The 13,192-nt window shown below is 64.8% G+C and carries 9 protein-coding genes; 5 read left to right on the plus strand and 4 right to left on the minus strand.

The features are described 5' to 3' along the window. Positions 1 to 12: 12 nt before the first annotated feature. The gene (locus RM530_RS06095; protein ID WP_311364330.1) at positions 13 to 1,200 is read right to left on the minus strand and encodes an acetyl-CoA C-acyltransferase; all 1,188 of its coding nucleotides are present in this window, start codon (positions 1,198 to 1,200) and stop codon (positions 13 to 15) included. A 154-nt stretch (positions 1,201 to 1,354) separates the two neighbouring features. On the opposite strand from RM530_RS06095, the gene RM530_RS06100 reads away from it, so the two are divergent. The 3 genes from RM530_RS06100 to RM530_RS06110 all read left to right on the plus strand — a co-directional run bounded on the left by RM530_RS06100 (position 1,355) and on the right by RM530_RS06110 (position 8,018). Continuing rightward, on the plus strand, positions 1,355 to 2,407 hold the full coding sequence (locus RM530_RS06100; protein ID WP_311364331.1) for a Glu/Leu/Phe/Val dehydrogenase dimerization domain-containing protein: 1,053 nt from the start codon (positions 1,355 to 1,357) through the stop codon (positions 2,405 to 2,407). A 423-nt stretch (positions 2,408 to 2,830) separates the two neighbouring features. After that, the gene (locus tag RM530_RS06105) at positions 2,831 to 7,786 is read left to right on the plus strand and encodes a M36 family metallopeptidase (RefSeq protein ID WP_311364332.1); all 4,956 of its coding nucleotides are present in this window, start codon (positions 2,831 to 2,833) and stop codon (positions 7,784 to 7,786) included. Between the two features lie 94 nt (positions 7,787 to 7,880). Next, positions 7,881 to 8,018 (plus strand): hypothetical protein, encoded by a 138-nt coding sequence (locus tag RM530_RS06110; RefSeq protein ID WP_311364333.1) that lies wholly within the window; start codon positions 7,881 to 7,883, stop codon positions 8,016 to 8,018. A 4-nt stretch (positions 8,019 to 8,022) separates the two neighbouring features. Here the strand turns inward: RM530_RS06110 and RM530_RS06115 are convergent, their stop codons facing one another. Both RM530_RS06115 and RM530_RS06120 read right to left on the minus strand, forming a co-directional pair. Next, a complete protein-coding gene (locus RM530_RS06115) occupies positions 8,023 to 8,697 on the minus strand; it encodes a fumarylacetoacetate hydrolase family protein (protein WP_311364334.1) in 675 nt (224 codons plus the stop codon). A gap of 12 nt (positions 8,698 to 8,709) precedes the next feature. Continuing rightward, a complete protein-coding gene (locus tag RM530_RS06120) occupies positions 8,710 to 9,336 on the minus strand; it encodes a DUF502 domain-containing protein (RefSeq protein WP_311364335.1) in 627 nt (208 codons plus the stop codon). A gap of 372 nt (positions 9,337 to 9,708) precedes the next feature. Here RM530_RS06120 and ilvB point away from each other — a divergent pair, with 372 nt between their 5' ends. Next, on the plus strand, positions 9,709 to 11,400 hold the full coding sequence (gene ilvB / locus RM530_RS06125; protein ID WP_311364336.1) for a biosynthetic-type acetolactate synthase large subunit: 1,692 nt from the start codon (positions 9,709 to 9,711) through the stop codon (positions 11,398 to 11,400). After that, complete coding sequence (locus tag RM530_RS06130) at positions 11,397 to 12,473, plus strand: aminotransferase class IV (RefSeq protein WP_311364337.1); 1,077 nt, start codon at positions 11,397 to 11,399, stop codon at positions 12,471 to 12,473. Before ilvB ends, RM530_RS06130 begins: the two co-directional genes overlap by 4 nt. Here the strand turns inward: RM530_RS06130 and RM530_RS06135 are convergent. Beyond that, entirely contained in the window at positions 12,462 to 13,190 is a 729-nt protein-coding gene (locus RM530_RS06135) for an alpha/beta hydrolase (protein WP_311364338.1), read from the minus strand. The two genes, RM530_RS06130 and RM530_RS06135, sit on opposite strands and share 12 nt — an antisense overlap. Positions 13,191 to 13,192: the final 2 nt, after the last annotated feature.

The following is a 13,192-nucleotide window of genomic DNA, read 5'->3' on the forward strand; positions in this document are numbered from 1 at the left end:
GGCGCAGGCTTTTCAGTACATCTCGATCGCGACTGCGACCGCTTCGCCGCCACCGATGCACAGCGAGGCGATACCGCGGCGGCCGCCGGTCTTGCGCAACGCGCCGATCAGCGTGGTCAGGATGCGCGCGCCACTGGCGCCGATCGGATGGCCCAGCGCGCAGGCGCCGCCGTGGATGTTGACGATGTCGTGCGGCAATTCGTGCTCCTTCATCGCTGCCATCGTGACCACTGCGAACGCCTCGTTGATCTCCCACAGGTCGACATCGCCGACGGTCCAGCCGATCCGCTCCAGCAGGGCGCTGATCGCGTACACCGGCGCGATCGTGAATTCCGAAGGCAGACGCGCATGCGAGGCGTGGCCGACGATCCGTGCGAGCGGCGCAATACCGCGCTTTTCGGATTCCGACTGGCTCATCAGCACCACGGCTGCGGCGCCGTCCGAGATCGAACTGGCATTGGCGGCGGTGACGGTGCCCCCCTTTTCGAACGCCGGCTTGAGCAGCGGGATCTTGTCCGGGCGCGCCTTGCCGGGTTGCTCGTCGTGACGGATCGTGGTCGATCCGCCTCGGCCGGGCACCTCAACCGGGGTGGTCTCGAAATCGAAGCTACCGTCCTGATTGGCGGCCAGGGCGCGGCGCAGGGACTCGATCGCGAAGGCGTCCTGATCCTCGCGGGTGTACTCGTAGCGTTCAACGGCACGTTCGGCGAACACGCCCATCGGCGTGTGCCTCTGATAGGCGTCTTCGAGTCCGTCCAATGCCATGTGGTCGTAGACGGTGTTGTGGCCGTAGCGATAGCCGGCACGGGCACGCGCCAGCAGATACGGGGCGTTGCTCATGCTTTCCATGCCGCCGGCCACCATCACCCCGGCCGTGCCGGCCTTGATCAGGTCATGCGACAGCATCACGGCCTTGAGCCCCGAACCGCACATCTTGCTGATCTGCGTGGCGCCGGCGCTGTCCGGAAGACCGGCGCCGCGCGCAGCCTGGCGCGCGGGCGCCTGTCCCAGGCCTGCGATCAGGCAGCAGCCGAAGATCACTTCTTCGATGGCCTCCGGCTTCAATCCGGACCGTTCTACGGCCGCTCGAATCGCGCTCGCGCCCAGTTGCGGCGCGCTCAACGGGGCCAATTCCCCGAGCATGCCGCCCATGGGCGTGCGCGCGACGGAGGTGATGACGATGGAGCCAGGGTCTGACATGGGGGAATCTCCCGGACATTGCGGATGCGGTTTGTCCATTATGCCATTACGCCGCATCCGAGCGCGGTCAAAGCTGCCCGAAAACACGGTGTGACGCAGGGGTTCGGGATAAACTGCGCGGCTTTCTGCACAGCCTTCGCGACGGCATACCCACATGGCGATCTTCACGCATCCCGAATTCGACGGACATGAACTGGTGGCCTTCCACCGCGACGAGAGGAGCGGCTTGTCTGCGATCATCGCGGTTCACAACAGCAATCTCGGCAAGGCCCTGGGCGGCTGCCGGATGTGGCCCTATGCCTCGGAGGCCGAGGCGATCACCGACGTGCTGCGGCTGTCTCGTGGCATGACCTACAAGGCGGCGCTGGCCAATCTGCCGCAAGGCGGCGGCAAGAGCGTGATCATCGGTGATCCGCGTCGTGACAAGACACCGCAGATGATGCGCGCGATGGGGCAGTTCGTGGAGTCGCTCGCCGGGCGGTACTACATTGCCGAGGATTCCGGCACCAGCGTCGCGGACATCCATGAAATGGCGGGCGTTACCCGTTATGTCGGCGGGCTTGCCGATGCGCGTGCACAGGCCGAAGGCCGTACCGGCGATCCGTCCCCGGCCACGGCCTACGGTGTATTCGTCGGACTCAAGGCGGCGGTTCGCCATCGCCTCGGTCGCGACGATCTGGCAGACCTGCACGTCGCGATCCAAGGTGTCGGCAACGTCGGCTATCGTCTGGCGCGACATCTGCACGAAGCCGGGGCGCGCCTCACCGTCACCGACCTCCACGCGCCGCATGTGCAGCGCTGCATCGATGAATTCGGAGCGGTATCGGTCGGCATGGACGAGATCCATGCCGTCGATGCCGAGGTGTTTGCTCCTTGCGCGCTGGGCGCGATTCTCAACGACACCACGATTCCGCAGCTCAGGCCCCGCATCGTCGCGGGCGCCGCCAACAATCAGCTGGCGCGCCCTGCGCATGATGCGGAACTGAAGGCGCGCGGTGTTCTTTACGCGCCGGACTACGTCATCAACGCTGGCGGCATCATCGACATCTACTACGAAGGCGAGGCTTATCGCTGGGATACGGTCCGACAGCACCTCGACCGGATCGGCGACACCCTGCGCACGATTTTCGAGCGTGCCGAGCTCGAAAGTGGCGCCACCGGCGCCATCGCGGATCTGCTGGCCGAAGAGCGTTTCAAGCGCGTCTGACGGCCATGCCGCGAGCGGCACCTCGCACAATGAATCGCCTGCGGCATGGCTGTTCCCCTCACCGACCGCTCGCATTCGCGAACGGCCCCCTCTCCCGCAGGCGGGCGAGGGCAGGTGGCATCACGCGGCGCGTGATTCACGTCATGCGGTAGGGTTCGCGGCGCTTTCCGCCTCGGCTTGCTTCACCAGCGCACCGGTGTTCATGAGATATTTTCTTACAAATGCGCGCGACGTCGGGCATACGGATTGCGTGCTTACACGGCATTGTATTGATAAGGGGGAAGGTTCCCGCCCGGGAACCGACACTCGAGCTGGGGGATCAGCAACCGAAATCGCGTCGCTCCACAGTAGGGCGTGCGCCGATGTTGCCGGTCGAGAAACGCCCATGCGGGCAACGATGACAATCTCGAGAGTGAGCGTCGAATGCGTAAATTCCTGACAGCCGGGGCCTGTGTCCTGTTTTCGGCTGGTGCCGCGTCCGCTGCAACGTCCAAGCCCAACTACGATGCCTGGCTAGACACTGCGCCTCGTGTGGGGACGTTCGGCGGCACTTTCGATTCAGTGCACACCCAGGCACGTCATGAGCGTGTCCAGCTGCGCAAGCGTCTCGGCTATCAGTCCAGTTTCGAACCGCGCAATGCGCGGGCCAGCTTTCTGTGGCTCACGTCTCAGGAGAGCCGCGTTCCGGCGGGCATCGGTTTGATCGAGGCGTCCGACCGTGCCGAATATGCGGCGCGCGATGCTCTGCGTCACGTCGCGGCGGATCTGGCCGTCGACCGCAGCATGTTGGATGCAGCGGTTTTGAACGATGCGCAGGATATGGGGCGTGGTGCAGTCATCGCCCGATTCGGGCAGCGCTACAACGGTGTCGAGGTCTTTGCGCGCAATCTCGCCGTGGCGATGCGCGGCGACTACAGTCCGGTGGCGGTGGCTGGCTATTTCGCGTCGATGCCCAAGAGTGCACCTGCGGCGTTTGCGATGGCGGCGGCCGATGTGGTCGCGCCCGCTTTGGCGGATCTCAGTGATGGCCGCCTGCAGTTGGCAGGCGTGCCGGTTTCCGGCGGCATGGTCAATGGCTACGAGTTGTTCACGCCGCAATTGGCCAACGGCGCCGACTATCGGTTCACGCGCCCGGTCCGCGTTCGCAAGGTCTATTACGCGGTCAACGACGAGCTGATTCCGGCGTGGTATCTGGAACTGTTCGGTGAGGTCGGCGACGGCCACAATCAGGACGCGTACAGCTATGTGATCAGTGCGGTCGATGGTGCCGTACTGTTCCGCAAGAACCTGATGGAGGATGCAGCCTTCTCCTATCGTGTATTCGCGGACACCGATGGGCTGTATCGTCCGTTTGACGGTCCGCTCGGAAATGAGCGCGCCCCGCTTGCGATTCCTGATCCCGATGTGAAGCCGGAGCGCGTTCCGGCCGAGGCTGCGCTGGTGACCCTGCAATCCGGACCGATTGCCAGTGGTGACCCCTGGTTGTCGCCTTCGGCGGTCGAAACCCGTGGCAACAACGTGGACGCCTACATCGACCGCTCATCGCCGGACGGCTTTACCGCGGACAGCAACGACTTTCGTGCGGCGCTGACCGAAAACGGAGATTTCGACTACGCCATTATCGCCGATGCTGACCCAGATGATTTGGAGGCGCAGGCCGGGGCCGCCGTCAATCTGTTCTACGTCAACAATTGGCTGCATGACTGGTGGTATGGCAACGGCTTCGATGAAGTCGCCGGAAACGCCCAGCTCAGCAACTACGGTCGTGGTGGCATCGAGGGCGATCCGATCCTGGCGGAAGGCCAGGACTATTCGGGTACCAATAACGCCAACATGTCGACGCCGGCCGACGGCGGCAATCCGCGCATGCAGATGTTCCTGTGGAGCGGTCTGCTCAAAGGCACGTTCGAGGTGCTTTCGCCTGCGCTCGGCGAGTTTCCGTTTCAGGTCGCCAATTTCGGCCCGGTGGATTTCGCGGTCCAGAATCAGCTTGTCGTTTTCGACGACGACACCATCGGCGAGGACCCCGATTCCGGGGCGCTGGGCACCGAAACCGACGGCTGCGAGGCAGCCGTCAACGCAGCCCAGTTGAAAGGCAAGATCGCGGTGATCGACCGAGGCCTGTGTGCGTTCACTGAGAAAGTGCAGAACGCCCAAGCCGCTGGCGCCGTGGCGGCCCTGATCGTGGACAATATCGATGAGCCGCCCATCGCGATGGGCGGCGGTCCGGCCCGGACGATCCGCATACCGGCGATGCTGACAACGCTGACGGCCGGAACCGCGATTCGCTCGGCGCTCGTTGATGGTCCGGTAACCGCGCTGATGGTGCGCGAGCTGAGCCCCATGATCGACGGCACGATTGATTTCCAGATCGTCGGACATGAGTGGTTCCACTACGTCAGCAACCGACTTGTGGGCAATGCCTCCGGCCTGAGCAACGCCCAGGGCCGCGGAATGGGCGAGGGCTGGAGCGACTTCAGCGCGATGATTCTGACGGTGCGCGACTCCGATCTGGCGGTGCCGTCCAATCTCGGTTACGCAGGCGTCTACGGCATGGCGAGCTATGTGGTGGACGATCCGTACTTCGGCATCCGTCGCGCCCCGTATTCGACTGATTTCAGCTACAACCCGCTGACGTTCAAGCACATCGAAGACGGTGTGCCATTGCCTGTTACCGCGCCCTTGGCGTTCGGGGCCGACGGTGCCAGTAATGCCGAGGTCCACAACAGCGGGGAAATCTGGACGAACGTGCTGTGGGAAGGCTACGCAGGCCTGCTCAACTCTGGACGCTACAGCTACGTCGACGCGCAGGAGCTGATGAAGGACTACGTGATCGGCGGACTCAAGATGACCCCGAACGCACCGACATTCCTGGAAGCGCGCGACGGCATTCTGGCCGTGGCGGCGGCCACGTCCGAGGCGGATTTCGAAACGCTCGCAATCGCCTTCGCCAGGCGTGGTATGGGTGTCGGCGCGGTGGCGCCCGATCGTGGCGACGATACCAATAGTGGTGTGGTCGAGAGTTTCATTGCGCTCGGCAACACGCTGGCGATTGAGGGCACCAGCCTGGACATGAGCGAGGAGGACGGTGTCTACGGCTACTGTGATACCGACGATCTGCTGGATCAGGATGAAGCCGGCACGCTCTGGGTGACCCTGAGCACCGACGGCAATGTCGATCTGAGCGAGGGCGTCACGGCGACCGTGTCGGCCCCCGGCATTTCGTTCTACGACGGCGACCAGATCAGCTTCCCACCGGCGGAATTGGGCGAGACCACCTCGGGTTCGGTGCCGCTCAAGCTGATGACGTCCGATAGCGGCGAATTCAAGACCATCATCTTGACCTTGGCCGACCCGAATCCGGATGACGGTGTCACGATCCTTCCGGACAGCCTCAGCTTCCAGATGCAGGTCGATATCGACTTGACCCGGACCCGTACGCTGGACGATTTCGAACAGCCGACGGCGAGTGAGCGCGATTGGAGCACAATCTTCACCGGTGGTGGCAGCGACTGGACGCTGACGGATGACTTCGTCGACAGTTTCGGCAGTGCGATGTACTACATTCCCGACAACGGGACGACCAGCGACGCTTCACTGGTCACGCCACCGATTATGGTCGGAGACGGCAGCTTCGGCATCGGGTTCGATCATTACTACGCTTTCGAACTCAACCAGAGTGGCACCACAGTGCGTGGCTACGACGGTGGCGTGATCGAAATCAGCGTCAATGGTGGTGCCTGGACCGATGTATTCGATGCCGGCGCCGTGGTCACCCAGGGTGACGGCTACAATGGAACCCTTCGCAGCCCCAGCCGACCGGCTTTCGTTGGCGAGATCAATGACGTCGAAACGGCCGAGCATGTCGAGATCGATTTCGGCACCGCCCTGGTCGCGACCAGCGTGCGGCTGCGTTTCCGCCAGCTAACTGACGCTGGTGTCGGCGCCTTCGGCTGGTTGGTCGACAACGTCGGCGTGATCGGGGCCTCCGCAGCGCCGTTCCTCGAAGTGCTGCCGGATGACGGTGTCTGCGTGAACCGCGCGCCGTATGCCGTAGCGCCGGCGGATTTCTCTGCGCCGGAACGTTCGGACGGCAGTGCCGAACAGGCAAGGATCACGCTGGCCGGTTCGGTCAATGATCTGGACGAGGGGCAGCCGATCAGCTTCAAGTGGGTGCAGACCGCTGGCCCGACGGTGAGCCTGAACGGGGCGAACCAGGCGACGGCTAGTTTTGTGGCGCCGGAGCTCGACGACGATGTGGAGCTGACGTTCGCGCTGACGGTGAACGACGGCAGCCTGCAGTCCTCGGATTCGGTCACGGCGACCGTGACCAATGTGGAGACGCCGCCGACTGTCCTGGTCGAAAGCTTCTCGGCACCGGAGCGCGCGGACGGGGCCAGTTCGCAGGCGATGATCTCGATCACGGGAACGGCTACCGATCCGGACGGAACCGCGGGGCTCAGCTATGCCTGGTCGCAAACCGGCGGCCCCACGGTTGAGCTGGACGGTGCCGCTTCGAATACGGCGAGCTTCGTGGCACCGCAGGTCGATCTCGACACACCGATGACGTTCCTGCTGACTGCGACTGACCGCAGTGGCCTGAGCGGTACCGGTGAAATGACCGTGACCGTGCTCAACGTCGAGTCGCCGCCCACTGCGATCGCGCCCGAAGACTTCTCGGCGCCGGAACGCGCAAGCGTAGCGGCGGCGGGCAGGGCTGGGCCTGTCAACAAGGCAACGCAGGCGACAATCACGCTGGACGGTGATGGCACCGATCCGGACGGTGACGAACTGAGCTACGCCTGGACGCAGACCGGCGGACCGACCGCCGGGCTGATCGACACCGATTCCGAGGACGCCAGTTTTGTCGCACCGGCCGTCACGGCCGACACGCCGCTCACGTTTGTTCTGACGGTGAGCGACGGCACCAGCGAGCACGCGGATGAGGTCGTGGTCACGATCCTCAACGTCAACGCCGCGCCGGTGGCTGTCGCTGCGGTGGTCGGTGAGGGCTTCGAAGTCGGCGACACCGTCACGCTGGATGGCAGTGGTTCGAGCGATCCCGACGACGAGGCCTTCGTCTATGCCTGGACTCAGACTGATGGCCCCGAGGTGACGCTGTCGGACGCCTCGGCGGCCATGCCGACATTCGTGGCGGCCTCGGCCGGAACCTATGGTTTCAGCCTGAGCGTGACAGACGAGGAAGGCGCCAGCAGCACCGCGACCACAACGCTGACCGTCGCAGCCGCACCGGCGCCTCCGCCGGTGGACAACGGCGGCGGTGGTGATGGCGGTGCCTTCGGCCTGGTCACGCTGGCCGGTCTGGCGGCCCTGCTGGCACTGCGTCGCCGTCGGGTATTCGGTCACAGCCTGCGCTGAGTGGCTCGATACACTGTGTGGGCGCCCGCTGCCTGTGTGGGCGCCCGCTGCGGAGTACTGCTTCGTCCGGGCCGGTGATCAATTCGCTTGGTCGATGAAGAACTACATCACGCCGGCCGAGGTCTGGGCCGATCCGTACGTCGAATGTCTCGGGCGGGTGCGGACACCACTGATCGAGTCGCGTGTCGCCGATGCCGTCCCGGCGCCGGTCAGCTCGAAAGCTGCCGCATAACGGCCTATTCGCAGGTCCAGCGGTACGGGCCCAGCTGCGGGCTGGAAAGCTCGACGGTATCGCCCGGCTTGAGCGGACCTACGCCGGCCGGGGTGCCGGTGAAGATCACATCGCCGGGCTGCAGTGCCCAGGACTGCGACAGGATGTTGATCAGTCGGAATACCGGATACAGCATCAGCGAGGTATCGCCGCGCTGGCGCACTTCGCGATTGACCCTGCATTCGAACTGCAGGTTCTGCAGGTCCTGGTTGTTGTACGGGCGAAAGTTGCCGAGTGGGGCCGAGCCGTCGAATGACTTGGCCAGTTCCCAAGGCTGGCCGCTCTTCTTCAGCTCCCTTTGCAGGTCGCGCAGCGTAAGGTCCAGGCCCAGCGTGATGCCTGCGATCCACTCGTAAGCCGACTCTACCGGAACGTCGAAGCCACCGCCGGTGACCGACACCACCAATTCGGCCTCGTGATGGGTTTCGCCGCGCCCGCGCGGCAGGCGAATCGGCTCGCCAGGCGCGACCAGCGCCGAAACCGGTTTCATGAACACCACGCAGCCGGAGTCCGGCGAATTGCCGAGTTCTTCGATGTGCGCGGCGTAGTTGCGTCCGATGCAGAAGATGCGACCGATATCGTCGTTCATGCAGACAGCATGCTGGAAGTCGCGCGCCAAGGCCAGAACCGGTTCAGCCAAATTGGCGCCGTTTCAAACGCGTTCGTCGGGTGGTGCTGCCTTCGATCTGGAATCCGGCGATCGCGACATGCCGGCGGTGACCACGAAGCGCATTGCGTCTTCGAAGCTCATGTCGACGCGCATCAGGCAGCGCCGTGGAATGAACGCCGTATAGCCACCGATCTGGTAGCTCATCGGCATGTAGACCGCCACTTCGTCTTCCTCGCTGTGTGGAAACTGCAGCGAGGAAAAATCCTCGATCGTGACGAAGCCCAGCAGCTTCATCGGCAGGCCCGGCCATTGCACCATCACGACCTTGTCGAACTGCTGTTGACCGGTCTTGGAGAACAGGCCGGTCAGATCGCGCACGGCGCCATAGACCGTCTTGATCAGCGGAATGCGTTCGAACCAGTGTTCGAACCATTTGACGAACTCACGGAAGAAGAACGCCCGCATCAGGAATCCGACGGCGAGCACCAGCAACAGGCCCACGAACAGACCCATGCCGCGCCAGTAGGCGCCGGTGGGCAGAATCAGTCGCAGGATTTCGCCGAGCATGGATTCGATCATGCCGACCAGCCAGAACACCACGGCGATCGTGATCATGATCGGCAGCACGGCGATCAGACCACTGAGAAAGGTCTTGAGAAGTTTTTGCACTGCCGAAAGTCCCTGTGGTCCGGGCGGCATATTGTCGCCGCATGGCGTGATGCTACCGCCCGATGACTGAATCGTGCATGGACGGGGCCGGCGGGTGACTTGTCCGAATGTAGCGGCCCGCTTAGAATTCGCTGTGATCGAAATCTGACCACGGTCGGATTTCGCCAGAATTTCGCAGCACCCAGGCAAAAACCATATTTATGAATCCGATGCAGCAGCTCGTCGTCGTACTCGTAGCGGTCGTCGTTATCGACGCGCCCTAGGGGACGAGCACGCTCATCAAAACCCCCGCCGGCGCAAATGCCGGCGGGGGTTTTTTGTTGTCGCCCGTACCGGTTGAACGTCCGGCGGTTTCTTCGCAAGGAACCGGCAATGAGACTCACAGGCGCAGAACTGATCATCGGCTTTCTCGAACGGCGCGGCACTGGCGTCGTCGTCGGCATTCCCGGTGGGACCGTACTGCCGTTGTATCGCGCGCTGGCTGATTCCCGGCTGCGTCACGTACTGGCACGGCACGAGCAAGGGGCGGCCTTCGTCGCCCAGGGCCTGGCCCGCATCTCCGGCCGGGCCGGCGTGTGCTTCGCCACCTCCGGCCCGGGCATGACCAACCTGGTCACTGCGCTGGCCGATGCCAAGGCCGATTCGATTCCGCTGGTGTGCATCACCGGGCAGGTGCCGCGCGCCCTGATCGGTACGGATGCCTTCCAGGAGATGCCGACCGGCCGCATCGTCGAATCGATCACCAAGGCCTGCTTTGAGGTGCGCAACAGCGCCGATCTGCCGGACCTGCTGGTCGAGGCGTTCCGTCTCGCGGAAAGCGGACGTCCGGGACCGGTGGTGCTCGACGTGCCCAAGGACGTGCAGGCCGAGTCGATCGAGCTTGCCGACTGGCCGGATGCCGCTGCCCCGCAGCCGGTGGCAGGCATCGATGGGCTCGCCATCGAGCATGCGGTGCGAATGATCGCGGCAGCGCAGCGTCCGGTGTTGTACCTCGGCGGCGGCGTCACCCAGGCGCGGGCCCAGGCCGCCGCGCAGGCCCTGGCCGAGCGGGCGGGGCTGCCGACCACCGCCACGCTGATGGCGCTCGGCAGCCTGCCGCCGGATCATCCGCTGGCCTTGGGCATGCTCGGCATGCACGGCGCGCGCTATACCAATCTGGTGCTGGATGAATGCGATCTGCTGATCGCGATCGGCGCCCGCTTCGATGATCGAGCGACCGGTCGGCTCGACCGTTTCTGTGCCAGGGCGCGGGTGATCCATATCGACGCCGACCCGCGTGAACTCGGTAAGCTGCGACGCCCTGAACTGGCGATTCACGCCGATGCCGGCGTCGCCCTGCGTGCGTTGGCCGAAGCGGTGACGCCGGCGCTGCGCCCGGAATGGCTGGCGCGCGTCGGTGAACTGCGACGTGCCTATCCCTTGCCGCTGCCGGGGCTCGACGATGTGCGGCGTCCGTACGGCCTGATTCGTGCGGTGGCCGATGTCGTCGGGCCGCAGGCCGCGATCACCACCGACGTGGGCCAGCACCAGATGTGGGTCGCGCAGAGCTACCCGTTCACGCGTGCGGATCGCTGGCTCAGCTCGGGTGGGCTCGGAACCATGGGCTTCGGCCTGCCGGCCGCGATCGGCGCCGCGCTGGCGAGGCCGGACGCCCCGGTGGTCTGCTTTACCGGCGATGGCAGTCTGCTGATGAACATCCAGGAACTGGGCACGCTCGCCGAACTCGGCCTGGACGTGAAGGTCGTGGTGCTCGACAACGCGGCGCTGGGCTTGGTGCACCAGCAGCAGCGTCTGTTCTACGAATCCCGCCACGCCGGTGCACACTACGCGCGACCCGCCGATTTCTGCGCGATTGCCGAAGGTTTCGGGGTCTCCGCCTGTGATCTCGGCGTCGCCGCCAATGCCGCCCACGCCCGCAAAGGCCTGATCGCTGCCCTGCGTGCACCCGGCCCGCAGCTGATACGGGCACCGGTCGCGGTCGAGGAAATGGTATTGCCGATGGTGGCGCCCGGCGCCGGCAATACCGAAGTCGTCGAAACCCCATGTTGGGAGGCTGAATCATGAGTGCTTACGGGACCGAGCCGGGGGCGCCGACGAATGATGGCAACCCTGGCGAGACGAGCGAACTTCCGCAGCCGGAGGATTTGGGCTTCGGCCGTTATCTGGGCGCGCATCTGGTGCTTGCCGAACACGATGGCGCGCGATGGTCCGCGCCAGGCCTGCTGCCGCGCCAGGCCTTGTGCGTGCCGGTCGCCAGCGCAGGCGTGCAGTACGGGCTGTCGGTGTTCGAAGGGCTCAAGGCCTACCGCGGCGCCGACGGGGGGGTGCATCTGTTCCGCCCGCAGGCGCACGCGCACCGCTTCGCGGCCAGTGCCGCGCGGCTCGGACTGCCGGCGGTCGATGAAGCTCTTTTTGTCGAAAGCTGCGCCATGGCCGTGGACGCGCATCGCAAGCTGTTGCCGCCGTACGGACGGGGCTCGCTGTACCTTCGGCCCACGATTCACGCAGACGAGGAATTCCTGGGCCTGCGGCGCGCGCAGCGGCACCGCTACAGCGTGGTCGTCAGTGCCTGTTCCGATCCGGCGATGAAGCGGCTCAGGCTCTGGGCGGAGCCGCATCTGATCCGCGCTGCCGTCGGCGGGTTGGGCGCGGCCAAGACCGGCGCCAACTATGCCGCCGGACTGGCCGGCCTGATGCATGCGCAGGCGAAAGCTTATGACGACGTCGTATGGCTGGACGCGGCGACGCACACTCGGCTCGGCGAAGCCGGCAGTATGAATCTGTTCGTGCGCATCGGTTCGCGTCTGCTGACGCCGCCCCTGGACGGTTGCATTCTGGCCGGCATCACGCGCGACAGCCTGTTGCAGATGGCGCGCCGGGCGAGACTCGATGCCGTCGAATGTGAAATCAGTCTTGACGATCTGGCGATCGCGCAGCAGCGCGGCGAACTAGGCGGGGCATTCGGTTGCGGCACGGCCGCGCGCATCGTCGCCATCGATGAAATCGGGGATTCCACGCGATGCATCCGTTTTTCAGCGCAGGACGCGTGCGTGTCCAGACTCTGCGCGGCGCTCAAGGACGTGCAGGAGGGTGGTACGAGCGATTGGCCGCAATGGCGTTACGGACTATTCGGCTGAGTCCGAGGAGGCTTCCGCAAGCACGCCGGCGATGGCGGCCAGGGCCTGGGCGTTATAGAGCAGTCCCATGTGGCTGCCATGAACCTCGATGTTGCGCGTGTTCTCGGCCGGCTCCTCAAGTGAGCACTGCCAGGCGACGAGGCCGTCCGTCTTGGTGTGGATGGCCACGCATGGCACCGGTGGCGCGACGACGCGTCGGCGAAAGCCTTCAAGATCGGTCTTGAGCGGCTTGCCGAGATTGGCCAGGCGGAACAGGGTGTTGAGGTTGTTCGCTTCCGGATCGCCGTTGATGGGACTGCCCAGGGTGATGACGCGACGCACGCATTCCGGCTGATGGCGGGCCATTTCGCGCGCGAAGACGCCACCCAGGCTCCAGCCGATCAGAGTGGTCTTGTCCTCGTAGTGATCGCGCAGTTCGCGCAGCTCGGCCGTGAGAGCCTGCTTCACGCGGGGGCGCATGCCCACGTTGACGCCCTGGTTCCAGCCGAATACCGAGTAGCCCAGGCGTCGCAGCGCCAAGCGCAGCGGTGCCGTGTTCAGGTCGCTGGCGCCGAAGCCGGGAACAATCATGATCGGCTGCCCTTTGCCACGTGGCAGATTCTCCACGGACAGGCTGGTGGCGACGAAGCGCGGCAATTCCATGAACACCCGCAGCTCCAGCAACAGCAAGGCCAGTGACGGCGCGGCAATCGGCTCCTCCATGGAAGCTATGGGCATGC

The organism is Banduia mediterranea (assembly GCF_031846245.1).
GTDB classification, from domain to species: domain Bacteria; phylum Pseudomonadota; class Gammaproteobacteria; order Nevskiales; family Nevskiaceae; genus Banduia; species Banduia mediterranea.

Excerpts from the sequence above, each read along its gene's own strand:
- RM530_RS06095 (WP_311364330.1), bottom strand. The coding sequence starts at position 1,200 with ATGTCAGACCCTGGCTCCATCGTCATCACCTCCGTCGCGCGCACGCCC.
- RM530_RS06100 (WP_311364331.1), top strand. The coding sequence starts at position 1,355 with ATGGCGATCTTCACGCATCCCGAATTCGACGGACATGAACTGGTGGCC.
- RM530_RS06105 (WP_311364332.1), top strand. The coding sequence starts at position 2,831 with ATGCGTAAATTCCTGACAGCCGGGGCCTGTGTCCTGTTTTCGGCTGGT.
- RM530_RS06110 (WP_311364333.1), top strand. The coding sequence starts at position 7,881 with ATGAAGAACTACATCACGCCGGCCGAGGTCTGGGCCGATCCGTACGTC.
- ilvB (WP_311364336.1), top strand. The coding sequence starts at position 9,709 with ATGAGACTCACAGGCGCAGAACTGATCATCGGCTTTCTCGAACGGCGC.
- RM530_RS06130 (WP_311364337.1), top strand. The coding sequence starts at position 11,397 with ATGAGTGCTTACGGGACCGAGCCGGGGGCGCCGACGAATGATGGCAAC.
- RM530_RS06135 (WP_311364338.1), bottom strand. The coding sequence starts at position 13,190 with ATGCCCATAGCTTCCATGGAGGAGCCGATTGCCGCGCCGTCACTGGCC.